Annotated in this window: 22 protein-coding genes and 2 rRNA genes; 8 read left to right on the top strand and 16 right to left on the bottom strand. The window is 67.5% G+C overall.

Translation table 11 applies throughout. From position 1 onward, the window contains the following. Window positions 1-101 precede the first annotated feature (101 nt). From OG959_RS31010 to OG959_RS31000, 3 genes are all read right to left on the bottom strand, one after another. Window positions 102-3,226 (bottom strand): 23S ribosomal RNA (locus OG959_RS31010). Window positions 3,227-3,533: 307 nt separating this feature from the next. After that, window positions 3,534-5,059: ribosomal RNA gene (locus OG959_RS31005) — 16S ribosomal RNA — on the bottom strand. Together the 16S and 23S rRNA genes form the textbook arrangement of a ribosomal RNA operon. A gap of 580 nt (window positions 5,060-5,639) precedes the next feature. After that, on the bottom strand, window positions 5,640-6,281 hold the full coding sequence (locus OG959_RS31000) for a DNA-3-methyladenine glycosylase (protein WP_326663806.1): 642 nt from the start codon (window positions 6,279-6,281) through the stop codon (window positions 5,640-5,642). Between the two features lie 72 nt (window positions 6,282-6,353). Between OG959_RS31000 and OG959_RS30995 the strand changes: the two genes are divergently transcribed. The 3 genes from OG959_RS30995 (at window position 6,354) to OG959_RS30985 (ending at window position 8,394) form a co-directional block, all read left to right on the top strand. Then, the gene (locus tag OG959_RS30995; RefSeq protein WP_326663804.1) at window positions 6,354-7,136 is read left to right on the top strand and encodes a sporulation protein; all 783 of its coding nucleotides are present in this window, start codon (window positions 6,354-6,356) and stop codon (window positions 7,134-7,136) included. A 64-nt stretch (window positions 7,137-7,200) separates the two neighbouring features. Beyond that, complete coding sequence (locus OG959_RS30990; protein ID WP_326663802.1) at window positions 7,201-7,740, top strand: YbhB/YbcL family Raf kinase inhibitor-like protein; 540 nt, start codon at window positions 7,201-7,203, stop codon at window positions 7,738-7,740. A 147-nt stretch (window positions 7,741-7,887) separates the two neighbouring features. Then, window positions 7,888-8,394 (top strand): HNH endonuclease, encoded by a 507-nt coding sequence (locus tag OG959_RS30985; RefSeq protein WP_148016021.1) that lies wholly within the window; start codon window positions 7,888-7,890, stop codon window positions 8,392-8,394. A gap of 60 nt (window positions 8,395-8,454) precedes the next feature. On the opposite strand, the gene OG959_RS30980 is transcribed toward OG959_RS30985, so the two are convergent. The 4 genes from OG959_RS30980 to OG959_RS30965 all read right to left on the bottom strand — a co-directional run bounded on the left by OG959_RS30980 (window position 8,455) and on the right by OG959_RS30965 (window position 11,676). After that, window positions 8,455-9,222, bottom strand: coding sequence for a sulfite exporter TauE/SafE family protein (locus tag OG959_RS30980; RefSeq protein ID WP_326663799.1), 768 nt, complete (start codon window positions 9,220-9,222; stop codon window positions 8,455-8,457). A gap of 62 nt (window positions 9,223-9,284) precedes the next feature. Continuing rightward, on the bottom strand, window positions 9,285-10,217 hold the full coding sequence (locus OG959_RS30975; protein ID WP_219572723.1) for an SPFH domain-containing protein: 933 nt from the start codon (window positions 10,215-10,217) through the stop codon (window positions 9,285-9,287). Between the two features lie 153 nt (window positions 10,218-10,370). Beyond that, window positions 10,371-10,799 carry an NfeD family protein gene (locus OG959_RS30970; RefSeq protein ID WP_326663797.1) on the bottom strand — a complete coding sequence of 143 codons (429 nt, stop codon included), beginning with the start codon at window positions 10,797-10,799 and terminating at the stop codon, window positions 10,371-10,373. 79 nt (window positions 10,800-10,878) lie between these two features. Continuing rightward, entirely contained in the window at window positions 10,879-11,676 is a 798-nt protein-coding gene (locus OG959_RS30965) for an ABC transporter ATP-binding protein (protein WP_148016018.1), read from the bottom strand. Between the two features lie 198 nt (window positions 11,677-11,874). Here OG959_RS30965 and OG959_RS30960 point away from each other — a divergent pair, with 198 nt between their 5' ends. Then, window positions 11,875-12,654, top strand: coding sequence for a hypothetical protein (locus OG959_RS30960; protein WP_326663795.1), 780 nt, complete (start codon window positions 11,875-11,877; stop codon window positions 12,652-12,654). A 79-nt stretch (window positions 12,655-12,733) separates the two neighbouring features. Here the strand turns inward: OG959_RS30960 and OG959_RS30955 are convergent, their stop codons facing one another. From OG959_RS30955 to OG959_RS30945, 3 genes are all read right to left on the bottom strand, one after another. Next, the gene (locus OG959_RS30955) at window positions 12,734-12,985 is read right to left on the bottom strand and encodes a chaplin family protein (RefSeq protein WP_219572718.1); all 252 of its coding nucleotides are present in this window, start codon (window positions 12,983-12,985) and stop codon (window positions 12,734-12,736) included. A 163-nt stretch (window positions 12,986-13,148) separates the two neighbouring features. Continuing rightward, window positions 13,149-13,793 carry a response regulator gene (locus tag OG959_RS30950; protein WP_219572716.1) on the bottom strand — a complete coding sequence of 215 codons (645 nt, stop codon included), beginning with the start codon at window positions 13,791-13,793 and terminating at the stop codon, window positions 13,149-13,151. After that, on the bottom strand, window positions 13,786-14,931 hold the full coding sequence (locus OG959_RS30945) for a GAF domain-containing sensor histidine kinase (protein WP_326663791.1): 1,146 nt from the start codon (window positions 14,929-14,931) through the stop codon (window positions 13,786-13,788). Before OG959_RS30945 ends, OG959_RS30950 begins: the two co-directional genes overlap by 8 nt. 458 nt (window positions 14,932-15,389) lie before the next feature. On the opposite strand from OG959_RS30945, the gene OG959_RS30940 reads away from it, so the two are divergent. Next, a complete protein-coding gene (locus tag OG959_RS30940) occupies window positions 15,390-16,145 on the top strand; it encodes a transglycosylase SLT domain-containing protein (RefSeq protein WP_326663789.1) in 756 nt (251 codons plus the stop codon). An 80-nt stretch (window positions 16,146-16,225) separates the two neighbouring features. On the opposite strand, the gene OG959_RS30935 is transcribed toward OG959_RS30940, so the two are convergent. Then, the gene (locus OG959_RS30935) at window positions 16,226-18,775 is read right to left on the bottom strand and encodes an ABC transporter ATP-binding protein/permease (protein ID WP_326663787.1); all 2,550 of its coding nucleotides are present in this window, start codon (window positions 18,773-18,775) and stop codon (window positions 16,226-16,228) included. Between the two features lie 284 nt (window positions 18,776-19,059). Between OG959_RS30935 and serB the strand changes: the two genes are divergently transcribed. Beyond that, window positions 19,060-20,316: a phosphoserine phosphatase SerB gene (serB, locus tag OG959_RS30930; RefSeq protein WP_326663785.1), complete on the top strand. Its 1,257-nt coding sequence runs from the start codon at window positions 19,060-19,062 to the stop codon at window positions 20,314-20,316. A 72-nt stretch (window positions 20,317-20,388) separates the two neighbouring features. Here serB and OG959_RS30925 read toward each other — a convergent pair whose 3' ends face one another. The 4 genes from OG959_RS30925 to OG959_RS30910 form a co-directional block, all read right to left on the bottom strand. Beyond that, window positions 20,389-20,907 (bottom strand): SixA phosphatase family protein, encoded by a 519-nt coding sequence (locus tag OG959_RS30925; protein WP_326663783.1) that lies wholly within the window; start codon window positions 20,905-20,907, stop codon window positions 20,389-20,391. A 74-nt stretch (window positions 20,908-20,981) separates the two neighbouring features. Continuing rightward, window positions 20,982-21,188 carry a hypothetical protein gene (locus OG959_RS30920; RefSeq protein WP_326663781.1) on the bottom strand — a complete coding sequence of 69 codons (207 nt, stop codon included), beginning with the start codon at window positions 21,186-21,188 and terminating at the stop codon, window positions 20,982-20,984. A gap of 148 nt (window positions 21,189-21,336) precedes the next feature. Beyond that, window positions 21,337-21,447 carry an SGM_5486 family transporter-associated protein gene (locus OG959_RS30915; protein WP_261991352.1) on the bottom strand — a complete coding sequence of 37 codons (111 nt, stop codon included), beginning with the start codon at window positions 21,445-21,447 and terminating at the stop codon, window positions 21,337-21,339. 26 nt (window positions 21,448-21,473) lie between these two features. Beyond that, window positions 21,474-22,760, bottom strand: a complete 1,287-nt coding sequence (locus tag OG959_RS30910) for a CynX/NimT family MFS transporter (RefSeq protein WP_326663779.1) — start codon at window positions 22,758-22,760, stop codon at window positions 21,474-21,476. Between the two features lie 116 nt (window positions 22,761-22,876). On the opposite strand from OG959_RS30910, the gene OG959_RS30905 reads away from it, so the two are divergent. Both OG959_RS30905 and OG959_RS30900 read left to right on the top strand, forming a co-directional pair. Continuing rightward, complete coding sequence (locus tag OG959_RS30905; protein WP_219574525.1) at window positions 22,877-23,551, top strand: FadR/GntR family transcriptional regulator; 675 nt, start codon at window positions 22,877-22,879, stop codon at window positions 23,549-23,551. Between the two features lie 206 nt (window positions 23,552-23,757). Then, on the top strand, window positions 23,758-23,970 hold the full coding sequence (locus OG959_RS30900) for a hypothetical protein (RefSeq protein ID WP_326663774.1): 213 nt from the start codon (window positions 23,758-23,760) through the stop codon (window positions 23,968-23,970). A gap of 27 nt (window positions 23,971-23,997) precedes the next feature. Here the strand turns inward: OG959_RS30900 and OG959_RS30895 are convergent, their stop codons facing one another. After that, complete coding sequence (locus OG959_RS30895) at window positions 23,998-25,533, bottom strand: hypothetical protein (RefSeq protein ID WP_326663772.1); 1,536 nt, start codon at window positions 25,531-25,533, stop codon at window positions 23,998-24,000. Window positions 25,534-25,535 lie beyond the last annotated feature (2 nt).

Genomic DNA, 25,535 nt, shown 5'->3' with positions numbered 1-25,535 from the left:
GTTCTAGCGAACAAGCACACTTTTCAATTAAGTAGTGAAGCTGTTCAACCGGTGCGATAACTGTTCGCAACCCGGGAACAACACAGTGGACGCGAGCAACTGAGGACAAGCCCTCGGCCTATTAGTACCAGTCAGCTCCACCCGTTACCGGGCTTCCACATCTGGCCTATCAACCCAGTCGTCTACTGGGAGCCTTAACCCTTCAAGAGGGTGGGAATACTCATCTCGAAGCAGGCTTCCCGCTTAGATGCTTTCAGCGGTTATCCTTTCCGAACGTAGCCAACCAGCCATGCCCTTGGCAGGACAACTGGCACACCAGAGGTTCGTCCGTCCCGGTCCTCTCGTACTAGGGACAGCCCTTCTCAATATTCCTACGCGCACAGCGGATAGGGACCGAACTGTCTCACGACGTTCTAAACCCAGCTCGCGTACCGCTTTAATGGGCGAACAGCCCAACCCTTGGGACCGACTCCAGCCCCAGGATGCGACGAGCCGACATCGAGGTGCCAAACCATCCCGTCGATATGGACTCTTGGGGAAGATCAGCCTGTTATCCCCGGGGTACCTTTTATCCGTTGAGCGACAGCGCTTCCACAAGCCACTGCCGGATCACTAGTCCCGACTTTCGTCCCTGCTCGACCCGTCGGTCTCACAGTCAAGCTCCCTTGTGCACTTACACTCAACACCTGATTGCCAACCAGGCTGAGGGAACCTTTGGGCGCCTCCGTTACTCTTTAGGAGGCAACCGCCCCAGTTAAACTACCCATCAGACACTGTCCCTGATCCGGATCACGGACCCAGGTTAGACATCCAGCACGACCAGAGTGGTATTTCAACGACGACTCCACAACCACTGGCGTGGCCGCTTCAAAGTCTCCCACCTATCCTACACAAGCCGAACCGAACACCAATATCAAACTATAGTAAAGGTCCCGGGGTCTTTCCGTCCTGCTGCGCGAAACGAGCATCTTTACTCGTAGTGCAATTTCACCGGGCCTATGGTTGAGACAGTCGAGAAGTCGTTACGCCATTCGTGCAGGTCGGAACTTACCCGACAAGGAATTTCGCTACCTTAGGATGGTTATAGTTACCACCGCCGTTTACTGGCGCTTAAGTTCTCAGCTTCGCCGACCCGAAAGTCAGCTAACCGGTCCCCTTAACGTTCCAGCACCGGGCAGGCGTCAGTCCGTATACATCGCCTTACGGCTTCGCACGGACCTGTGTTTTTAGTAAACAGTCGCTTCTCGCTGGTCTCTGCGGCCACCCCCAGCTCAGGAAGCAAGTTCCCTCACCAGTGATGGCCCCCCTTCTCCCGAAGTTACGGGGGCATTTTGCCGAGTTCCTTAACCATAGTTCACCCGAACGCCTCGGTATTCTCTACCTGACCACCTGAGTCGGTTTAGGGTACGGGCCGCCATGAAACTCGCTAGAGGCTTTTCTCGACAGCATAGGATCATCCACTTCACCACAATCGGCTCGGCATCAGGTCTCAGCCTTAATGTGTGACGGATTTACCTACCACACGGCCTACACCCTTACCCCGGGACTACCACCGCCCGGGCTGGACTACCTTCCTGCGTCACCCCATCGCTTACCTAGTACAAGTCTGGTTCGTCGGCTCCACCACTACCCTCAACTCCGAAGAGATCGGGCCGGCTTCACGGACTTAGCATCGCCTGATTCAGTATTGGGCGTTTCAAAGCGGGTACCGGAATATCAACCGGTTGTCCATCGACTACGCCTGTCGGCCTCGCCTTAGGTCCCGACTTACCCTGGGCAGATCAGCTTGACCCAGGAACCCTTAGTCAATCGGCGCACACGTTTCTCACGTGTGTATCGCTACTCATGCCTGCATTCTCACTCGTGAACCGTCCACAACTCGCTTCCGCGGCTGCTTCACCCGGCACACGACGCTCCCCTACCCATCCACACAGGCGTTGGCCCTATATGTGTGAATGACACGACTTCGGCGGTACGCTTGAGCCCCGCTACATTGTCGGCGCGGAATCACTTGACCAGTGAGCTATTACGCACTCTTTCAAGGGTGGCTGCTTCTAAGCCAACCTCCTGGTTGTCTCTGCGACTCCACATCCTTTCCCACTTAGCGTACGCTTAGGGGCCTTAGTCGATGCTCTGGGCTGTTTCCCTCTCGACCATGGAGCTTATCCCCCACAGTCTCACTGCCGTGCTCTCACTTACCGGCATTCGGAGTTTGGCTAAGGTCAGTAACCCGGTAGGGCCCATCGCCTATCCAGTGCTCTACCTCCGGCAAGAAACACACGACGCTGCACCTAAATGCATTTCGGGGAGAACCAGCTATCACGGAGTTTGATTGGCCTTTCACCCCTAACCACAGGTCATCCCCCAGGTTTTCAACCCTGGTGGGTTCGGTCCTCCACGAAGTCTTACCTCCGCTTCAACCTGCCCATGGCTAGATCACTCCGCTTCGGGTCTTGAGCGCGCTACTAAATCGCCCTATTCGGACTCGCTTTCGCTACGGCTTCCCCACACGGGTTAACCTCGCAACACACCGCAAACTCGCAGGCTCATTCTTCAAAAGGCACGCAGTCACGACTGCATGTGCAAGCACACACAGCGACGCTCCCACGGCTTGTAGGCACACGGTTTCAGGTACTATTTCACTCCGCTCCCGCGGTACTTTTCACCATTCCCTCACGGTACTATCCGCTATCGGTCACCAGGGAATATTTAGGCTTAACGGGTGGTCCCGCCAGATTCACACGGGATTTCTCGGGCCCCGTGCTACTTGGGTGTCTCTTAAACGAGCCGTTGATGTTTCAGCTACGGGGGTCTTACCCTCTACGCCGGACCTTTCGCATGTCCTTCGCCTACATCAACGGTTTCTGACTCGTCTCACGGCCGGCAGACCATGAAAAAGAGATCCCACAACCCCGCATGCGCAACCCCTGCCGGGTATCACACGCATACGGTTTGGCCTGATCCAGTTTCGCTCGCCACTACTCCCGGAATCACGGTTGTTTTCTCTTCCTGAGGGTACTGAGATGTTTCACTTCCCCTCGTTCCCTCCACACTGCCTATGTGTTCAGCAGCGGGTGACAGCCCATGACGACTGCCGGGTTTCCCCATTCGGAAACCCCCGGATCAAAGCTTGGTTGACAGCTCCCCGGGGACTATCGTGGCCTCCCACGTCCTTCATCGGTTCCTGGTGCCAAGGCATCCACCGTGCGCCCTTAAAAACTTGGCCACAGATGCTCGCGTCCACTGTGCAGTTCTCAAGCAACGACCAGCCACCCATCACCCCATCCTTCCGGATGAGTTCACTGGGGCCGGCGTTCAAAGGCAGCCTTACGGCCATACCTTCAGACACCCAACAGCGCGCCCAGTACCCGAAATGCAATCGGTTCGTTTTCCACGCTCCGAGGAGCAGTACTTACGACCCGGCTGAACCACCAGGTACTGAATAGTCAACGTTCCACCCTTGAGCAACCACCGTCGAACATTTGCCGACGAAATGGTCTCTGGATTCCTTACGGAATCTAGATGCTCCTTAGAAAGGAGGTGATCCAGCCGCACCTTCCGGTACGGCTACCTTGTTACGACTTCGTCCCAATCGCCAGTCCCACCTTCGACAGCTCCCTCCCACAAGGGGTTGGGCCACCGGCTTCGGGTGTTACCGACTTTCGTGACGTGACGGGCGGTGTGTACAAGGCCCGGGAACGTATTCACCGCAGCAATGCTGATCTGCGATTACTAGCAACTCCGACTTCATGGGGTCGAGTTGCAGACCCCAATCCGAACTGAGACCGGCTTTTTGAGATTCGCTCCGCCTCGCGGCATCGCAGCTCATTGTACCGGCCATTGTAGCACGTGTGCAGCCCAAGACATAAGGGGCATGATGACTTGACGTCGTCCCCACCTTCCTCCGAGTTGACCCCGGCAGTCTCCTGTGAGTCCCCATCACCCCGAAGGGCATGCTGGCAACACAGAACAAGGGTTGCGCTCGTTGCGGGACTTAACCCAACATCTCACGACACGAGCTGACGACAGCCATGCACCACCTGTCACCCGACCACAAGGGGGGCCGTATCTCTACGGCTTTCCGGGCGATGTCAAGCCTTGGTAAGGTTCTTCGCGTTGCGTCGAATTAAGCCACATGCTCCGCTGCTTGTGCGGGCCCCCGTCAATTCCTTTGAGTTTTAGCCTTGCGGCCGTACTCCCCAGGCGGGGAACTTAATGCGTTAGCTGCGGCACCGACGACGTGGAATGTCGCCAACACCTAGTTCCCAACGTTTACGGCGTGGACTACCAGGGTATCTAATCCTGTTCGCTCCCCACGCTTTCGCTCCTCAGCGTCAGTAATGGCCCAGAGATCCGCCTTCGCCACCGGTGTTCCTCCTGATATCTGCGCATTTCACCGCTACACCAGGAATTCCGATCTCCCCTACCACACTCTAGCCTGCCCGTATCGACTGCAGACCCGGGGTTAAGCCCCGGGCTTTCACAACCGACGCAACAAGCCGCCTACGAGCTCTTTACGCCCAATAATTCCGGACAACGCTTGCGCCCTACGTATTACCGCGGCTGCTGGCACGTAGTTAGCCGGCGCTTCTTCTGCAGGTACCGTCACTTTCGCTTCTTCCCTGCTGAAAGAGGTTTACAACCCGAAGGCCGTCATCCCTCACGCGGCGTCGCTGCATCAGGCTTTCGCCCATTGTGCAATATTCCCCACTGCTGCCTCCCGTAGGAGTCTGGGCCGTGTCTCAGTCCCAGTGTGGCCGGTCGCCCTCTCAGGCCGGCTACCCGTCGTCGCCTTGGTAGGCCATTACCCCACCAACTAGCTGATAGGCCGCGGGCTCATCCTTCACCGCCGGAGCTTTTAACCTTCCCCCATGAGAGAGAAAGTATTATCCGGTATTAGACCCCGTTTCCAGGGCTTGTCCCAGAGTGAAGGGCAGATTGCCCACGTGTTACTCACCCGTTCGCCACTAATCCACCCCGAAAGGCTTCATCGTTCGACTTGCATGTGTTAAGCACGCCGCCAGCGTTCGTCCTGAGCCAGGATCAAACTCTCCGTGAATGTTTTCCCGTAATCGGGTAGACACCACGAGAGCGGAACAACCGAGTCGGAATAGGACCGGTCGTTCGCTATGTCCTCGCTGTGTGCATTGCCTACCAAGCCGGTAAAGGCCTGGCAGGACTTTCAAAGGAACCTCGAACCTGCCGAAACAGGTCGGGGTATCAACATATCTGGCGTTGACTTTTGGCACGCTGTTGAGTTCTCAAGGAACGGACGCTTCCTTCGTACTCACCCTCTCGGGCTTTCCTCCGGGCGCTTCCCTTCGGTCTTGCGTTTCCGACTCTATCAGACTCTTTCGTGTCCGATTCCCGGTCGAAGCGGGTTTCACATTTCCCGCCTTTAAGGAATTCGCTTTCGCGTTTCCCTTTCGGCGTGTCCACTACTTTAGCCGATTCCCTCGGTGGCTCATAATCGAGTCACGGGGAAGAATTTCGGCATGCCGAAATCCGCACCCTCAAGGGTGAGTCGTAGGTAGTGGTTGGCCGCTTCGAGTTGCCCGGCGTGCGATCCGATGGACCGAACCAAAAGCTGTACCCGTGTCAAGCGGCTCGGACTACATTAGGCGTCCCCCAAGGGCGAGTCAAGTCGACCGGCGGCGTGGTGCGTGGGCGCGGTACGGGCTCACCGTGGGGTCTCCGTCGATCCAGAAGCGCCACGGGTGCACCGCTCCGTCACCGCCCACCCCCGTGCGCGGGCCGTTGCGTACCTGGTCGCGGGGTGGAGGAGTGCCGTGCAGTACGGAGAGGTGGGCACCGGGGTGAGCGATGGCATCGGTGCCGTCGAGTGCCCGGTCGATGTCCAGCGCCGTCGCGAGGCGGGCCGGGCCTTTGGCCAGTTCCCGGTCGTTGCGGGCCGAGAATCGACGTGTGCGGGCAAGGTCGGCGCCCGTACCGACGTCGCCGGCCCTGAGGAGGACTCCGCTCGCCATGCCCTCCGGGCCGCACACCAGGTTGAGGCAGTGCCACATGCCGTAGGTGAAGTAGACGTACGCGTGGCCGGGGGGCCCGTACATGACGCCGTTGCGCCGCGTCCGGCCACGGAAGGCGTGGGAGCCCGGGTCGATCTCTCCCGCGTACGCCTCCACCTCGGTCAGGCGCACCTCGATCGGGCCGTCCGGCGTGCTGCGGACCAGAATGCGGCCAAGGAGATCCGGTGCCACCTCCAGTACGGGGCGGTCGAAGAAGTCCCGCGTCAGCGGCGTACGGTCCCGGCCATCGATCATGACGTTCGAGGTTACCGGGAACCGACTACGGTCATGGCGCGTATGTAGGGGTCAGGACCTAGGAGGAGAAACATGGGCTTCAAGCGGCTGCTCGCGAGTATGGGTGCCGGCGGCGCCTCGGTGGAGACGGAGCTGACCGAGCTCAACGTCGTACCGGGCGGGGTCGTCCAGGGCGAGGTGCGGATCCAGGGCGGGTCCGTGGACCAGCAGGTCGAGGGGCTCTCCGTCGGCCTGCAGGCCCGGGTCGAGGTCGAGGGCCAGGACCAGGAGACCAAGCAGGACATCGAGTTCACCAAGCTGCGCCTCGGTGGCGCCTTCGAGGTGCGGGCGGGTGCGGTGCACGTCGTGCCGTTCGGGCTCGAGATCCCGTGGGAGACGCCGATCACGATGTTCGCGGGCCAGCACCTGCACGGCATGAACATCGGGGTGACCACGGAGCTGGAGATCGCACGGGCGCTGGACTCCGGCGACCTCGACCCCATCAACGTGCACCCGCTGCCGGCGCAGCAGGCCATCCTGGACGCCTTCGGGCAGCTGGGCTTCGGCTTCCGCAGCGCGGACATGGAGCGCGGCCACATCCGCGGCACGCGTCAGCGGCTGCCGTTCTACCAGGAGATCGAGTTCTTCCCGCCGTCGCAGTACCGGGGGCTGAACCAGGTCGAGCTGACGTTCGTCGCGGACGACCGCGAGATGGACGTCGTTCTGGAGATGGACAAGAAGCCGGGGCTCTTCAGTGAAGGCAGTGATTCGTACCGTGCGTTCAAGGTCGGTCTGAACGACTTCCAGGGGACCGACTGGACGGCGTACCTGAATCAGTGGCTGGCGCAGGTCGGCGGGCAGCGCAACTGGCTCTAGGGTCGGAGGGAAGGTGACCTTCCGAAACCTTCCGAGAGCTGAACCGATCAGGAGAGGTGCTGACGTGACCGAGCCGAAGAGGGCCCCACTGCCGCACGACTTCCATCCCGAGGTCCCGTCGTTCACCGTGGTGAGCGAGGACCTCGCGCCCGGGGCCGTGCTCGCGGACGCACAGGTCTACGCGGCAGGGAACACCTCACCGCAACTGCGGTGGGAGGGTTTCCCGGCGGGGACGAAGAGTTTCGCCGTGACGTGCTTCGATCCGGATGCCCCGACGGGCAGCGGGTTCTGGCACTGGGTGGTCTTCGACATCCCGGCGTCGGTCACGGAGCTGCCGGCGGGCGCGGGGAGCGGGACGTTCGAGGGACTTCCCGCGGGCGCCGTGCAGGCCCGTAACGACTACGGGTCGAAGGAGTTCGGCGGAGCCGCTCCGCCGGCCGGCGAGAACCACCGCTATGTGTTCACCGTGTACGCGGTGGACAGCGAGAAGCTCGGTCCCGACAGCGACACCTCTCCCGCGGCGGTCGGCTTCAACCTGCGGTTCCACACGCTGGGCCGTGCCCAGCTGATCGGTGAGTACGCGGAGCCCGCCGCGAGCGAGTGAAGCCAAAGCTTCCACCCCTGTTTGCCCTGCCCTGGTCTTGGAGAGATCAGGGCAGGGCATTTTTTATTGCGTTGTCCATCACGGCCGGCCCGGCCAGAGTTGATCCGGGCCTGCCAGGGGGCGGGCGGCACACGGGAGGTGGGCGAAATGCGGGACACACTGGTGCTGAACGCGAGCTTCGAGCCGCTGTCGACGGTGACGCTGAACCGTGCGGTGGTGCTGATCCTTCAGGACAAGGCCGTCGTCGAGCAGTCGCATCCCGATCTCCGTATGCGTGGTGCCGCCGTGGACATCCCGGTGCCCCGGGTGATCAGGCTCTGCCGGTACGTACGGGTGCCGTTCCGAAGACAGGCTCCGTGGTCCAGAAGGGGTGTGCTGATCCGGGACCAGCACCGGTGCGCGTACTGCGGGCGGCGGGCGAGCACCGTCGACCACGTGGTGCCGCGGGCCCAGGGCGGTCAGGACACGTGGCTCAACACGGTGGCCTCCTGTGCCGAGGACAACCACCGCAAGGCGGCGCGGACGCCGGAGCAGGCAGGGATGCCGCTGCTGAGGCAACCGTTCGTGCCGTCGCCCGCGGACGCGATGCTGCTGGCGCTGGGGGCCGGCGACCGGTCGGCGCTGCCGGAGTGGCTGGCGCAGTCCGCGGCGTAGCCGCCGTACGCCCGGTGACGTAGGGGAAGCCCGCTTCGGTGAGGAGCGGGCTTCCGCGCGTCAGCGGAGTACCAGCTGGACGATGGCGGCCGTGCCGACCGTGACGATGAGAGCGCGCAGGAACGTGGGGCTGAGCCGGCGGCCGATCTTGGCGCCGATCTGGCCGCCGAGCGCGGAACCGACGGCGATCAGTACGACGGCCGTCCAGTCGAAGTCCGCGACGAAGAGGAAGAAGAGCGCGGCGATGCTGTTGACGACGGCCGCCAGGACGTTCTTCACGGCGTTGAGGCGCTGCATGGTGTCGTCGAGCAGCATGCCCATCAGGGAGAGGTAGATGATCCCCTGGGCGGCGGTGAAGTAGCCGCCGTACACGCTGGCGAGCATCAGGCCCACGAAGAGCAGCGGGCCGCCGTCGGAGCGGGCTGTGGTACCCGTGTGTTCGCGGCGGCGCTGGACCGCTTTGCTGATACGCGGTTGCAGGATGACCAGAGCCAGAGCCAGAGCGACCAGGATCGGGACGATGGTCTCGAAGGCGGTCGACGGCAGCTTCAGCAGCAGGGTGGCGCCGGTGAGGCCGCCGATCAGGGCACCGACGGAGAGCTTGAGGACGCGGCGGCGCTGCCCCTGAAGTTCCTTGCGGTAGCCGATCGCGCCACTGATGGAGCCGGGGATCAGACCGAGTGCGTTGGAGACCGTCGCCGTGACCGGGGGCAGCCCGGTGGCGAGCAGCACCGGGAAGGTGATCAGTGTTCCCGAGCCGACGATCGTGTTGATCGTGCCCGCGCTGATACCCGCGACGAAAACGGCGAGCATCTCCCAGGTGTTCATCTCGAATCCCCCGTGCGTGATCGGTGCTTGGTGCACTGATCATGCACGAGGGGATGTACACGTCAGTCGACCGGGGGCTGCTCGCGACGCTCCTTGCCACCGGTGTCGAAGCCGGGCATGCCGGTGCCGAGGTTCCCGAAGGCGCCGCTGAGTCCCTTGAGTGCGTCGCCGATCTCGCTGGGCACGATCCAGAGCTTGTTGGCATCGCCCTCGGCGATCTTCGGGAGCATCTGGAGGTACTGGTACGAGAGGAGCTTCTGGTCCGGGTCGCCGGCGTGGATCGCCTCGAAGACCGTACGGACGGCCTGGGCCTCGCCCTCCGCGCGCAGGGCGGCCGCCTTGGCCTCACCCTCGGCGCGCAGGATCGCGGACTGCTTCTCGCCCTCCGCGGTGAGGATCGCCGACTGGCGCGTGCCTTCGGCCTGGAGGATCGCGGCGCGCTTGTCACGGTCGGCGCGCATCTGCTTCTCCATCGAGTCCTGGATGGAGGTGGGCGGCTCGATCGCCTTCAGTTCGACGCGGTTGACGCGGATGCCCCACTTGCCGGTCGCCTCGTCGAGGACTCCGCGCAGCGCGGCGTTGATCTCCTCGCGGGAGGTCAGGGTCCGCTCCAGGTCCATGCCGCCGATGATGTTGCGGAGCGTGGTGACGGTGAGCTGCTCGATGGCCTGGATATAGCTGGCGACCTCGTACGTCGCCGCCCTGGCGTCGGTCACCTGGTAGTAGATGACCGTGTCGATGTTGACGACCAGGTTGTCCTGGGTGATCACCGGCTGCGGCGGGAAGGGGACGACCTGTTCACGCAGGTCGATCCGGTTGCGGATCGAGTCGATGAACGGGACGACGATGTTCAGGCCTGCGTTGAGGGTGCGGGTGTACCGGCCGAAACGTTCCACGATGGCGGCGCTGGCCTGGGGGATGACCTGGATCGTCTTGATCAGAGCGATGAAGACGAGCACCACCAGAATGATCAGGACGATGATGATCGGTTGCATCGTTTCCTCGTGCCCTTCGGTTGCCGACGGATCGCGATGAGCGAGGTCGAGATCGGATGGGCCGTGGGTCAGGTCGGTTGTCCTGCCGGTCCGGTTTCCATGATGATCGACATCGAGTCTCGCAGAACGGGCGCTGTTGTGGGGGCCGTTCGGTCACATGACGACGGCCGTCGCCCCGTCGATGTCGACGACATCGACCTGTTGGCCCGGTTCGAAGCTGAGCTCCGCGTCGAGGGCGCGGGCGGACCAGATCTCCCCGGCCAGCTTGATCCGGCCGCCGCTGCCGTCGACCCGTTCCAGCACGACGGCCTGACGGCCCTTCAGCGCGTCGATGCCGGTGGCCAGATGGGGCCGGTCCGCGCGATGCCGGTTGGCCATCGGCCGGACCACGGCGATGAGGGCCACCGAGACGATGACGAAGACCAGGACCTGGGCCACGATTCCACCGCCGAGGGCCGCGACGACCGCCGCGACGACCGCTCCGACGGCGAACATGCCGAACTCGGGCATCGCGGTCAGGACGAGGGGGATGCCCAGTCCCACCGCGCCGATCAGCCACCACACCCACGCGTCGATGTCCACGTGGTCATCGTATGACCGCGAGTCCCTCCGGGGACAGTGCGCGAGCGGTCGGGTCCGGCGGCTCCGGGAACAACGCCCCTCAGCCGAGCGGCAGTCCGCGCGCGGTGTAGCGGTCGCCCTGGTGCTCGACGACGAGCGGCAGGCCGAAGCAGAGGGAGAGGTTGCGGGAGCTGAGCTCGGTCTCCATGGGGCCGGCGGCGAGGACCTTGCCCTGGCGGATCATCAGGACGTGAGTGAAGCCGGGAGCGATCTCCTCGACGTGGTGGGTCACCATGATCATGGAGGGCGCGTACGGGTCGCGGGCCAGTCGGCCGAGGCGGCGGACCAGGTCCTCGCGGCCGCCGAGGTCGAGACCGGCGGCCGGCTCGTCGAGGAGGAGCAGCTCGGGGTCGGTCATCATGGCGCGGGCGATCAGGGTGCGCTTGCGCTCGCCCTCGGACAGGGTGCCGAACTTCCGGTCGAGGTATTCGGTCATGCCGAGCCGGTCGAGGAAGGCGCGGGCGCGGTCCTCGTCGACCTTGTCGTAGTTCTCGTTCCAGGTGGCGGTCATGCCGTACGCGGCGGTGAGCACCGTCTGCAGCACGGTCTGCCGCCTGGGCAGCTTCTCGGCCATGGCGACGCCCGCGATGCCGATGCGGGGGCGCAGGTCGAAGACGTCGGTGCCGACGCCGCCGAGCTGCTCGCCGAGGACCGTGGCGGTGCCCTTCGTCGGGAAGAGGTAGCTGGACGCGATGTTGAGGAGGGTGGTCTTGCCTGCGCCGTTCGGGCCGAGGATGACCCAGCGCTCCCCCTCCTTGACCGACCAGGAGACATCGTCCACCAGAGCGCGTCCGTCGCGGACCACTGATACGTCCACCAGCTCCAGTACATCGCTCATGAGCGCGTTGTCTCCCCATGCAGTCTCGAGATCGTCGCGTGCCTGTAGGCACAGCTCCCAGGGAAAACCTACGCCACTGCGCGAGCGCCTCAGGCGCTGGGCCCGTCGTCGCGCGGTCGCCGCACCGTCTCCATGGGGCCGGAGGCGGGTCGCGGGAGGGTGGGGACAGGGCCCCGGTCCGTTCCCTAGGGTGGTCCCATGCTTTCGGAACCACGCTCAGGGCTGCTGGCCGCTTGGGGCAACGCGTTGCTGGCCGGGCTCGTGTCGCCGGACGACGCGGCGCTCGCCATTGTCGGACAGGACGCGGTGCACCGCGTCGAGGGGCTGCCGGGTGAGGCGGGACCGGTCGGTCTCACGCTCGCCCTGGGGCGGCTGCGCGGGCTGGGGGTGACGGGCTTCCGGGTCGCGCTGCCGGTTCCCGGGCACCTGCTGGGCCTCAGCGGCCCGGCGGACTTCAACGCCCGGGCGCTGGAGGCCGAGGAGGCCGTGGTCACCTTCGGTGCGCCGTACGGCCTGGTGCCCGAGGTACGGAAGGCGGGGCCCGTCGGGGACCTCCACGTGGATGTGGTGTGGCAGTGCCTGGCGGTACGCGAGGCTCCGCCGGCCGATGTGCCGTCTCTGGGCGAGGCGGAACGGGAGCTCGCCGAGGCGTTGCGGGATGCGACGGCGCTGCTGTCACGGCTCGATGTGGCCGGGTCGGGGCCGGTGGCCGAGGCGGCGGTGGACGCGTACCGGGCGCGGGCGGAGCGGGGGCGTGAGGTGCTCGCCCCGGGGTATCCACCGCGGGCGGTACGGGTGCTGGAGCTGGCGCAGCGGGTCGGGCTGCTGGTCTCGGTGGCGCAGGAGAACGGGCACGGCGGCGCGGTGAGCGCGTCGGAGATGGCGGCGCGGGGGGAGGCGCTGCGGCCGGTGGAACGAGTGGCCCGGCGGGCGCAGGTGGCGGCGTACAACGCGTATGTGGAGGAGCGGGCGCGGTAGGCGTACGGGGCCGGACGGCGTGATGCCGCCGCCCGTCCCGCGTGGGACCGGACGGCGGCGTCGCCGTGGGTGCGGCGCGTCAGCCGTTCAGGCCGAAGTTGCCGAAGGCCGGGTTGAGCAGGCCGATCACGTTGACGGTGTTGCCGACCACGTTCACCGGGACGTGGACCGGGACCTGGACGAGGTTGCCGCTGGCCACACCCGGGGAGTGGGCCGCGACACCGTGGGCGCCGGCACCGCTGTGACCGGTGGCGGAGGCCGCGCCGGCACCGGCGGCGATGATGCCACCGGCGATCATGGTGACGGCAGCAGCCTTCTTCAGGTTCTTCACTTCAGGATCCTCCTAGCGTCGCTGCGGCCAGCCGCCGCAGCACGCCATGAAGAACGCGCCGGGCCGGAAGAGGATGCGCCGTTCGGGTGACGTACACACGGGAGTGTGAAGCCCGGGCCCGGAGGGTGACGCCAGGATTCGGTCAGCTGTTTCGGTTGCCCGGTCAGCCCGCAGCCCCGTGCCGGACGGCCCAGAGTGCCGCCTGGGTGCGGTCGGAGAGGTCCAGCTTCATGAGGATGTTCGAGACGTGCGTCTTGACGGTCTTCTCCGAGAGCACCAGGGCCCGCGCGATCTCCCGGTTCGACCGGCCGTCGGCGATCAGCCCCAGAACCTCCCGCTCCCGCTCGGTGAGGGTGCTCCCCCGGCCCGTGCCACTGCCCGGGTCGTCCTGGGCCAGCAGCGCACCGGCAACTTCGGGCTGGAGCAGGACGTGGCCCGCGTACACCGAGCGGATGGCGCCGGCCAGTGCGTCCGGGTCGACGTCCTTGTACACGTAGCCGGAGGCACCGGCGCGCAGGGCGGGCACGACGGTGCGCTGTTCGGTGAAGCTGGTGACGATCAGGACCTTGGCCGGGTTCTCCAGCTCGCGGAGCCTGCGCAGGGCCTCGATGCCGTCGGTGCCCGGCATCTTGATGTCCATCAGCACCACGTCGGGCCGCAGCTCCTCCGTCCTGGCCACCCCTTCGGCTCCGTCGGCCGCCTCGCCGACGACCTCTATGTCGTCCTGGATCTCCAGGAACGTGCGCAGACCGCGGCGGACCACCTGGTGGTCGTCGACCAGCAGCACCCTGATGAGCCTGTCAGCCACCGGGCACCTCCATCTCGATCGTGGTGCCCTTGCCGGGCGCCGATTCAACGGTGAGCTTGCCGCCGACGCCGTCGGCGCGGTCCCGCATCGAGACGAGGCCCAGGTGCCTGCCCGCCCTGCGGGTGGCCGCCGGATCGAAGCCGTGGCCGTCGTCCGAGATCCGCAGCACCGTGGAGCCGTCGCGGCGGCTGAGGGTGACGTCGACGTGTCCGGCCCCGGAGTGGCGCAGCGCGTTGTGCAGGGCCTCCTGGGAGACCCTGAGCAGCGCCTCCTCCTGGGCGGCGGGCAGCGCCCGTGCCGCCGCGCTCGCGAAGGTGACGCGGGCGGTGTGGGCGCGGTCCAGGACCTGGATCTGGGTCCGGAGGGTGGCGACGAGGCCGTCCTCGTCGAGGCCCGCCGGGCGCAGCTCGACGACGGCGGCACGCAGTTCGTCCACGGCCTCGGCCGCCAGGGCGGCGACCTGCTGGAGCTCGCCCTTGGCGCGGGCCGGGTCGCGGTCGACCAGGGCCGCGGCGGCCTGGGCGGTGAGCCGGAGGGAGAAGAGCTTCTGGCTGACCGCGTCGTGCAGCTCGTGGGCGAGCCGGGAGCGTTCCTCGGCGATGGTCAGCTCGCGGCTGCGCTCGTACAGCCGGGCGTTCGTGAGGGCGATCGCGGCGTGCTGGGCGAGGATCCCCAGCAGTTCCTCGTCCTCCGCGGTGAATCCGCAGGTGCCCTCGGGCTTCGGGCAGCGCTTGTTGGCGAGGAAGAGCGCGCCGATGATGTCGTCGCCGTCCCTGATCGGCAGCCCGAGGAAGTCGGACATGTCGGGGTGGGCGGCCGGCCAGCCCTCGAAGCGCGGGTCCTTGCGGACATCGGCCAGGCGCTCGGGCTTCGCCTCGTGGAGCATCGCGGCGAGGATGCCGTGCTGCCGCGGGAGCGGGCCGATGGCCTTCCACTGTTCGTCGCTGACGCCGTCGACGACGAACTGGGCGAAGCCCCCGTGGTCGTCGGGGACCCCGAGGGCCGCGTATTCGGCGTCCAGCAGTTCGCGGGCCGACGCGACGATCGTCTTCAGGACGTCCCGCATTTCGAGGTGCCGGCTCATGGCTAGCAGCGCGGCACTCACCGCAGCGAGGCCCGACGGTGGGCGATGGCTCATGGCCTCACGGTACCGGCGGGCCCGCCCGCCCCGTATCGGCCTGTGGACGGCCCTGACCGGGGCGCTGGGACTAGGACCAGGAGCCGAGCCGCTGCGCGCGGGGGCCGGGGGCGCCCCCAGGAGCGGCCCGGTCGTTCCACCCCTCCCGGAATCTAACATTCCGCATTGCTGGAGCAACGGACGGTGATTTTGTTACCCGCCCGATGTGAGGCCACGCATAGGACCCACGTCACTTACGAAGCCCCCTAGTGGAGCGAAAAGGGCGATTTAGGTGGTCATGGGCAGGGATCAATGGCCCCAAACGGCGCCCTGTTCCACTACCCGACTTCGTACGTCACACCTTTGCCACGCCGTTTTGCTGCCGCTAACAATTGCACTCGTCCCCGACGGAGAAGCGAAGTCGCCTCCCGTCTTCGTCCTCCGTGAGGACCTTCCGCGATTCGAAGAGGTACGCCTGTATGTCCGCGTCCAGCATTCCCGGCCGTCTCCGCCGCCTGAACAAGACCCAGAAGCTCTCCGCCGCCGGCATCTCCGCCGTCGCCGCCGCGGCCCTCTCCTTGTCCCTGGTGCCCGGTAACGCCGAGGCCGAGACCGAGCCTCAGGCACTCTCCGCAAGCCCCGTCGTCTTCGGTTCCGACGCCGGCGCCCCGCAGGCCCGCACCATCCAGAACAGCATCCTCGAGCAGCACTCCACCGCCGAGCAGCTGGTGAAGGCCTCCGACGCCGCGAAGGCCAAGAAGGCCGCCGCCGTACAGGCGAAGGTCGACGCCGTCGCCAAGGCCGACGCCAAGAAGGCGAAGGAGAAGGCCGCCGCGAAGTGGAAGGCCAAGAAGGCCGCCGAGAAGCGCAGCTCGCACGCTGCCAGCCGCTCCGAGTCCCGTGCCCCCGTGTACGCGAACAACCTGGACGGCTGGATCAAGGAGTCCTTGTCCATCATGAAGGAGAAGGGCATCCCGGGCACGTACGAGGGGCTGCACCGCAACATCATCCGTGAGTCCAGCGGCAACCCGAACGCCATCAACGACTGGGACGTCAACGCCCAGAACGGCGTGCCGTCGATCGGTCTGCTGCAGATCATCAAGCCGACCTTCGACTACTACCACGTCAGTGGTACCCCCCACACCCAGTACGACCCGGTCGCCAACCTGACCGCCGCGGCCAACTACGCCGCAGACAAGTACGGCTCGATCGACAACGTCGACAGCGCGTACTGAGCAGTTACTGAACGACGCCGAAGGGCGGCACCCCGCGGGGTGCCGCCCTTCGGCGTCGTGCTGTGCACGGGAGCGGCCTGCTACTTGCGCATGACCTCGGGCTCGTGGCGGCGCAGCAGTCGCGCGACCGCCACCCCGCAGATGATGCCGAGGACCAGCAGCACCGCGACGTTCATCCCCCACTGTCCGGCCGAGTGCTCCCACAGCGGGTCCAGGTCCGTGGGGTTCTTCTGGTCCCACGGCGGCATCAGGTGGGCGAGGTCGAGCGTCGAGCCCGCGCCCGCGATGGCCCAGCGGGACGGCATCAGCCAGGCGAACTGCTCCAGGCCGGGCGATCCGTACACCTGGAACAGGATGCCGGTGAAGACGACCTGGACGATCGCGAACATGACCAGCAGCGGCATGGTCTTCTCGGAGGTCTTCACCAGCGAGGAGATCACCAGGCCGAACATCATCGAGGTGAAGCCGAGCGCGATGATCGTCACGCAGAGTTCCACGGCGGGCGGCATGATCAGGCCCTCCGCCGGCAGATCGCGGGTGGCGAAGCCGATGCCGCAGATGATGACGCCCTGGATGGCCGTGATCACGCCGAGCACGATCACCTTGGACATCAGGTAGGCCGAGCGGGAGAGGCCGGTGGCCCGTTCCCGTTCGTAGATGACCCGTTCCTTGATCAGCTCTCGTACGGAGTTGGCCGCGGCGGAGAAGGTCATCCCGATCACCAGGATCAGCATGATCGTGCCGGCGTCGCCGTTGAACCGGGACGGCGGCTTCGGCGGGGCGAGGCCGAAGTCGGCGGGGATGACCACGCTGACGATGCCGAGCACCGCCGGCAGGATCACCATCAGGCCCATGAAGCCCTTGTCGGACGCGATCACCGAGACGTAGCGGCGCATCAGCGTCCACAGCTGGGTCATCCAGCCCTGCGGCTTCGGCGGGCGCATCTGCTGGTGCGGCGGCATGTGCACGGGCTGAGCGGCGACGGCGTCGATGTCCGCGGCGTACATCTGGTAGTGCTGCGAGCCGCGCCAGCGGCCCGACCAGTCGTAGTCGCGGTAGTTCTCGAACGCGGAGAAGACATCGGCCCAGGTGCTGTAGCCGAAGAAGTTGAGCGCTTCCTCCGGCGGGCCGAAGTAGGCGACGGAACCGCCCGGCGCCATCACCAGGAGCTTGTCGCAGATGGCCAGCTCGGCGACCGAGTGCGTGACGACGAGGACGGTACGGCCGTCGTCGGCCAGGCCGCGCAGCAGCTGCATGACATCGCGGTCCATGCCCGGGTCGAGGCCGGAGGTCGGCTCGTCCAGGAAGATCAGCGAGGGCTTGGTCAGCAGCTCCAGGGCCACGGAGACGCGCTTGCGCTGGCCGCCGGAGAGCGAGGTGACCTTCTTGTCCTTGTGGATGTCGAGCTTGAGCTCGGCGAGGACCTCGTGGATCCGGGCCTGGCGCTCGGCCTCCGTGGTGTCCGCGGGGAAGCGGAGCTTGGCGGCGTACTTGAGGGCCCGGGTAACGGTCAGTTCCTTGTGCAGGATGTCGTCCTGCGGGACCAGACCGATGCGCTGGCGCAGCTCGGCGAACTGCTTGTAGAGGTTCCGGTTGTCGTAGAGGACGTCGCCCTGGTTGGCGGGCCGGTAGCCGGTGAGCGCCTTGAGCAGGGTGGACTTCCCGGAGCCGGACGGGCCGATGACTCCGATCAGCGACTTCTCCGGGACACCGAACGAGACGTCCTTGAGGATCTGCTTCCCGCCGTCGACCGTCACCGTGAGGTGGCGGGCGGCGAAGGAGACCTCACCGGTGTCGACGAACTCCTCGAGCCGGTCGCCGACCAGCCGGAAGGTCGAGTGACCGACGCCGACGATGTCGTTCGGGCCGATGAGCGCGGAGCCGGACTTCGAGAGCGGCTGGCCGTTGACGTACGTGCCGTTGTGGGAGCCGAGGTCGCGGATCTCGAACCGGCCGTCGGGCGTCGCGTGGAACTCTGCGTGGTGGCGCGAGACCTGGAGGTCGGAGACGACCAGCTCGTTCTCCAGCGCACGGCCGATCCGCATCACCCGGCCGAGCGCCAGCTGGTGGAACGTGGTCGGGCTGCGGTCGCCGTACACGGGCGGCGCCCCCGCCGCGCCGCCCGGGCCGCCGGCGTGAGGTGCCGGTGCCATGCCCTGCTGCTGCGGTACATGGGGCTGCTGCGGCCAGGCCTGCTGCTGGGCCGGCGGCTGCTGCCCGCCCGGTCCCGGCTGGTGCGGTCCCGGGTACGGCTGCTGCTGCGGCGCCTGCTGCGGCTGCTGGGCCGGGGCCTGGGCACCCGCGGCCGCCTGCCCGCTGTACGCGTCGGCGCCGCTGAGGCTCAGCCGGGGGCCGTCGGTGGCGTTGCCCAGGTTCACGGTGGAGCCGGGCCCGATCTCCATCTGGTGGATCCGCTGGCCCTGCACATACGTGCCGTTGGTACTGCCGTGGTCCTCGATGAACCAACCGCGCCCGCTCCAGCTGATCGTGGCGTGCCGCCACGACACTCTGGCGTCGTCGATCGTCATGTCGCCCTGCGGATCACGCCCGAGGGTGTACGACCTGGACGGATCGAGCGTCCAGGTCCTGCCATTCAATTCCAGTACGAGTTCCGGCACTCCGCGCCCCACTAGTTGTCCCCCGAATTACCCCCGTTGCAGGGAGTCTAGGGATGCTGAACATCGTGGGGAACTATTCCAGGAGCAGTCCCCGATGCGAAAGCCGGGCGGGAGGTTGACCGAACCGAGACCGCACCGTTGCGAACGACCCGGACCAAACCACCGGCTATCACCGCAAGAGCCGGCAGGACGTCGCAGACCGCGTCGAAGAGGAATATCCCCGGCACCGGGCCGGCTGTCCGGCCCTCGGGACGGGCCGTCGGGGGCGTACCGCGGACCGATACGGTGGGAGCACCATGAGCGCATCTCAGCCCCCTCAGTCCTCGCTGTCCCCTGAGCCTCCTGAGTCACGTCGGGACGCGGACACGCCGACCCTTCTGGTAAAGATCTTCGGGAAGGACCGGCCCGGCATCACCGCCGGGCTCTTCGACACCCTCGCCGCCTACTCGGTCGATGTCGTCGACATCGAGCAGGTCGTCACCCGTGGCCGTATCGTCCTGTGCGCGCTGGTCACCGCCCCGACCGCGGGCGGGACCACCGAAGGCGACCTGCGGGCCACCGTGCACAGCTGGGCCGAGTCGCTGAAGCTGCAGGCCGAGATCATCTCCGGCACGGGCGACAACCGTCCGCGCGGCGACGGCCGTTCCCATGTGACGGTGCTCGGGCATCCGCTGACCGCGGAGTCGACCGCGGCCATAGCGGCCACGATCACGTCGACCGGCGGAAACATCGACCGTGTCTTCCGGCTGGCGAAGTATCCGGTCACCGCCGTCGAGTTCGCGGTGTCGGGCACCGGGACCGAGGCGCTGCGCACCGCGCTGGCCGTCGAGGCCGCCGGGATCGGCGTCGACGTGGCGGTCGTCTCGGCCGGGCTGAGCCGCCGGGCGCAGCGCCTCGTCGTGATGGACGTCGACTCCACACTCATCCAGGACGAGGTCATCGAACTCTTCGCGGCCCATGCCGGCTGCGAGGCCGAGGTCGCCGCCGTGACCGAGCAGGCGATGCGTGGCGAGCTCGACTTCGAGCAGTCGCTGCACGCGCGGGTGGCGCTGCTTGCGGGGCTCGACGTGTCGGTGGTGGAGAAGGTGCGTGCCGACGTCCGGCTGACGCCGGGTGCCCGCACCCTGATCCGTACGCTGAAGCGGCTCGGCTACCAAGTGGGCGTCGTCTCCGGCGGGTTCACGCAGGTGACGGACGATCTCAAGGAGCGGCTCGGGCTCGACTTCGCCTCTGCCAACACCCTGGAGGTCGTCGACGGGAAACTCACCGGCCGGGTGACCGGGGACATCGTCGACCGGGCGGGCAAGGCCCGGCTGCTGCGCAGCTTCGCCGCGGAGGCCGGGGTGCCGCTGGCGCAGACGGTGGCGATCGGTGACGGGGCGAACGACCTGGACATGCTGAACACCGCGGGGCTCGGGGTCGCCTTCAACGCCAAGCCGATGGTCCGCGAGGCGGCACACACCGCGGTGAACGTGCCGTTCCTGGACACCGTGCTCTATCTGCTCGGCATCACCCGCGAAGAGGTCGAGGCCGCCGACGGCCTCGTCGAGTAGCGGCGCACGCGACAGGGCCCGGGTGCGCACGCTACGGCGTAGGCACCCGGGCCCTGTCATGAGCCGGGGCGGTCAGTCGTTCGGAGTCCAGTACTCGACGAGCTTGCCGACGCCGTGCTCGACGCTCTTCCAGGTGCCGGGAACCTCGACCACGGCGAACGCGGAGGTCGGGAAGCCGCCGCGGGTCATCCGGGCCAGGGCGTCGCCCTGCGTCCCGCCCGCCAGGGCGTCGGCGACGGCGTGCATGCCCGGGTTGTGGCCGATGACCAGCAGATCGCGGACGTCGTCGGGCGTCTCGTTGATCAAAGCGATCAGCTCGCCGAGCGAGGCCTCGTAGAGCCTCTCCTCGTACACGGTCCTGGGGCGCTCGGGCATCTCGTGCACGGCCAGCTTCCATGTCTCGCGCGTCCTGGCCGCGGTCGAGCAGAGGGCCAGGTCGAAGACGATTCCGGAATCGGCGAGTTTGCGGCCTGCCACGGGGGCATCCTTGCGGCCGCGCTCCGCGAGCGGCCGCTCATGGTCGGAGTCCTGCGACCATTCCGCCTTTGCGTGCCTGAGAAGGACGATCCTGCGAGGTGTATCGACGCTCATACACCTCAGCTTCGCATGAAATGTGCCACCTGGCGCAGGGTGTTGGAGGGCTCCCCCGCCCCGTGCTCCGGACGTCAGGGGGTCAGCAGCGCCACGATTCGCTCCAGCAACCGGCCGACCGCGGGATCACCCGTGGCGGCGTGCGCCTGCCCCGGCCCGGCGATCAGGAGGAGGAGCGCACCGAAGGCCACGGCGGGCAGCGCGACGGCCCACCACGGCAGCCGGACCTCGACACCGGCGGTGTCCGGGCGGGTGGAGCGGGTGTGCGTACGGGCCGGCATGTCCGCCTCCGTGGGTGCTGGATTCCGATACTCAGAACCTACGGATCCGGGGGCGCCGCTCCCATCCGGTGACCCACCCACTTCACCCTGACCCTGGCCCCCTAGGGGATGGTGGGGCTAGCCCCACCCTCGCGCCGGGGGCCGTGCGTCACGGGGAGGCGAGGGAGGCGATCACGCCGATGACGACCGTGATCAGCAGCATGGCCCCGAAGACCATGAGCAGCTTCTTCTGACCGTTCTGGGGATTCGGATCGAGCACAGGAGACATGGCCCCAGTCTCGCATCTCAGCATTCGTCCTCGATCGTCCGGTCCCGGCCGGCCAGGATGCCGGCCACCATCTGCGGCACCATGAGGGCCGCCATGAGGGCGATCGGCAGCCCCCAGCCGCCGCTGTGCTGGTAGAGCACGCCGACCAGGAGCGGGCCGGGGATCGAGATGAGGTAGCCGGTGGACTGGGCGAACGCGGAGAGCCGGACCACTCCGGCGCCGCTGCGGGAGCGCATGCCGATCATGGTGAGGGCGAGCGGGAAGGCGCAGTTCGAGATGCCGAGGAGCAGCGCCCAGGCCCAGGCCCCGCCGGACGGGGCGAGGTAGAGGCCCGCGTAGCCGACGAGGCCGCAGGCGCCGAGGAAGACGACGATCGGGCCCTGGTTCCGCATCCGGGCGGCGACCCTCGGGATGACGAAGGCGAGCGGCACGCCCATGGCCATGGTGAGGGCGAGCAGGACTCCCGCCGTGCCGGCCGAGACGCCGGCGTCGCGGAAGATCTGGGGCATCCACCCCATGGTGATGTAGGCGGCGGTGGCCTGGAGGCCGAAGAAGCAGGCGAGGGCCCAGGCGGTGCGGCTGCGGGTGATCCGGAGCGCGGGGGCCTCGGTCCGGTGGGCCGCGGGATGTCCGGCGGCGCCGCTGCGGTCACGTACGAGCGGGATCCACGGCAGGATCGCGGCGGCGGCGAGCGCGGCCCAGACGCCGAGGCCGGCCTTCCAACTGCCGCCCATCGCCTCGGTCATGGGTACGGTCACGGCCGCGGCCAGCGAGGTGCCGAGGGCGAGGGCCATGGAGTAGAGGCCGGTCATGGAGCCGACGCGGTCCGGGAACCAGCGCTTGACGATCACCGGCATCAGGACGTTGCTGACGGCGATGCCCATGAGGGCGAGCGCGCTCGCGGCGAGGAAGCCTGCCGTGCCGCCGACGAGGGGCCTGATCACCAGCCCCGCGGTGATGGCGACCATGCCCGCGCAGACCACGGCGCCCGGTCCGAAGCGGCGGGCCAGGCGCGGGGCCATGATGCCGAAGACCGCGAAGCAGAGCGGCGGTACGGAGGTGAGTACGCCGGCGACGCTGCCGCTCATGTGCAGCCCGTCGCGCACCTCTTCGAGGAGGGCGCCGAGGCTGGTGATGGCGGGGCGGAGGTTGAGCGCGGTGAGGACGAGCCCGACGGCGACCAGGCGGAACACCCACGGGGCGGGGCCGGCGGCCCGGGCGGGCGTCTCGGTGCGGGGGGCCGCGGGCGCGGCCGGGTCCAGCGTCCTGGTGGGGGTCCGGGGTGCGGCTTCGTCGTCATGCATGGGGCCATCATAGAATCATGGGATGATTGCTTGTCCAATCCTCTGAGAAGATTCGGATACCTCCGCGAGACGGCGGCGGCCACCGCCGCCCGCCGCACACCCGAGCAAGGAGCACCATGGCGCTGACGTCCCCGCGGCGTTCGGCACTCGCCGACCAGGTGATTGCCCAGCTGCGGAACCAGATCACGTCGGGCGAGTGGCCCGTGGGTTCGCGCATCCCCACCGAGCCCGAGCTGGTCGAGCAGCTGGGGGTGGCCCGCAACACCGTCCGCGAGGCGGTGCGCGCGCTCGCGCACAACGGGCTGCTCGACATCCGGCAGGGTTCGGGCACCTATGTGGTGGCCGTCAGCGAGCTGGCCGGGGTGATGCACCGCCGGTTCGCGTCAGCCGACCCGCGCCATGTGGCCGAGCTGCGCTCGACGCTGGAGTCGTCGGCGGCACGTCTGGCCGCCGGCCGGCGCACCGAGCGGGACCTGAAGCAGCTGGACGCGCTCATGCGGCGCCGGGAGGAGACCTGGGCGGCGGGGGACGCCGAGGCGTTCGTGGCGGCGGACGCGACGCTGCATCTGGCCGTGGTCGCCGCCTCGCACAACGAGGTGCTCACCGGGCTCTACGCCGACCTGGGTGATCTGCTGCGGGACTATCTGCGGGTCGACATCGGCCATGAACTTCGGCCGGAGAACCACATGGACCACAGCAGGCTCGTCGAGGCGATCCGGGCCGGCGACGCGGAGACCGCCGCGGCGGAGGCCGCGAGCCACGCGCTGAGCTGCCTGGTGGACCGGGTCTAGGACCCTGCCCCGGCACCTGTCCGTCCAAGGGTCAGGTGGGCGGACCGGCACACGTGCGCCGGTCCGGTCTCCCGCCCCTCCGGGCGAGGAGGCATCGCGGAAAACCCTTCCGCGCATCCTGTCCTCTCCCGTCACATCCCCTTATGCTTCGGTTCGCTCGGTTCGTTTCACCCTGTCCGGTCTGTCCGCCCGCCGCGGGAGGTCCTGTGCAGCCCCGTCAGATGTACTGCTTCACCTGCGATTCCGACGAACAGCACCGCGCCCTCACCACCGACGAAAAGGTGTGGCTCAGAGCCCACACAGGCCGCCGGAGCGTCGAGGAGTTCTTCATGTGCGGCGCGCCGGAGTGCCGCAATCTGCGCACCGGTTTCAACAAACGCCCGTTCACACCGGTGATCCGCGTCCCTCTTCCCGACTGACCGCCTCCCTCCCGGCACCGGGCCGTCTCAGGAGTCCGAACGGCCCGGACCGGGGCGGTCCGGCGGTGGGAACAGATAGCCGGTGTACGGACCCGCGTCCCGGGTCTCCGCCAGGAAGACGGGCGGTCCCGAGGGGGCGTACGCCGGTCGGCGGCCGCCGCCGGAGACGAGAACAGCGGTCGGGATCCGCCGGGCGCTCTCCCTGAGACCCGCGGGGGTGATGCTCCCGTCGTGCCCGGCGGTCTGCCGTGAGGCGCAGCCCGCGTAGTAGGCGATCGGGACCGCCTGGTCGCCGCTGATCACGCAGGGCGGCCGGATTCCCTCGCGGTGGAGCGCGGCGGCTACGGCCTCGAAGTCCGCGGTGGTCGACTTGCTGCTGGCGGACACCCGGCTGGTCACCTGGAGCTGTACGGCCAGGTGGGCGGAAAGGACGGCGGCGAGCACGACGACGCGCCACTGCCTCGTGACCGTACGCCCCGGCCGTCCGGCGGGGCGGCGCGCCCACGCGTACAGGCGCGCCAGGCACTCCGCCACCGGCAGGGACAGCAGTGCGTAGGCGGGCAGCAGGAAGCGGGGGGCGGCGTACTCGATCAGGAAGAGGTACGGCACGGCGAGGGACACCGCCGTCCCCGTCGCCAGGAGGATCGCCGTGCCCCGGCCCGCCCGGCGTGCGACCATCGCCCCACCCACCGCCAGGAACGGCAGCAGTGCCCACCAGACCGTCGTGCCGGGCCGCTGCCACGCAATGGTGCAGGGGCGGCAGAGCGTGCGCCCCTCCAGCGCCTTGGCCTGGTCGTCCACCGCCAGGTTCCAGCCCAGGCCGCCCTGGATCTCGCTGGCCCGGTGCAGTCGGGTGAGCGGCCCCCCGTAGTGCGCGAACGCCTCCACGATCCATGGTGCGGCGCCGGCGAGGAGCCCGATGGCCAGCGCGGCGAACATCCGGGGCCGCACCGCCGTGACCAGCAGCAACGGCAGGGCGAGCCACGCCCCGTCGGCCGGCCTCATCAGGACGACGACGGCGACCGCCGCTCCCGCGCCGAGGAGCTCGGCCCGTCCCGCCCCGCGCAGCGGGGCGCGCGCGACCCACCCGGTGGCAGCCAGGGCACCCAGCGCGCACCAGAGGTTCGGCATGGCCATGGAGCCGTAGAAAAGGGTCGGCCAGAGAGTGGCGAACAGGGCTCCCGCGCAGACCAGGACACGGCCGGGCACCAGGGTGCGCCAGACCCGGAAGGCTCCGACGAGCGCGGCGGCCGAGAGGACGGCGAGGTAGATCCGCAGGACGGTCGTGGACGCGCTGAGGGCGGCGACCGGAGCGACCAGGTAGGAGATGCCGCGGGCGCGCGGGGCGCTGAAGAACGCGGCCGGGGCGTCGCCCCCGGCCTGGCTGACGTAGACGGTCTCGTCCCACCCGAGGCCCGATCCCGGTACGACGAATGCCAGTTGGACGGCGACGCAGACCGCCGCGACGGCCGCCAGCCGGCGCAGCGGCCGCGGCGAGGACCCGGGGGCCGGCTCCGTCGACGCGCGCACCGGGGCAGGGCTCGGGGCCCGTAACTCGTACATGA

It is taken from the genome of Streptomyces sp. NBC_00385, assembly GCF_035917155.1.
In the GTDB taxonomy this organism is placed as follows: domain Bacteria; phylum Actinomycetota; class Actinomycetes; order Streptomycetales; family Streptomycetaceae; genus Streptomyces; species Streptomyces poriferorum.
This window is presented reverse-complemented; position numbering and strand designations above follow the sequence as displayed.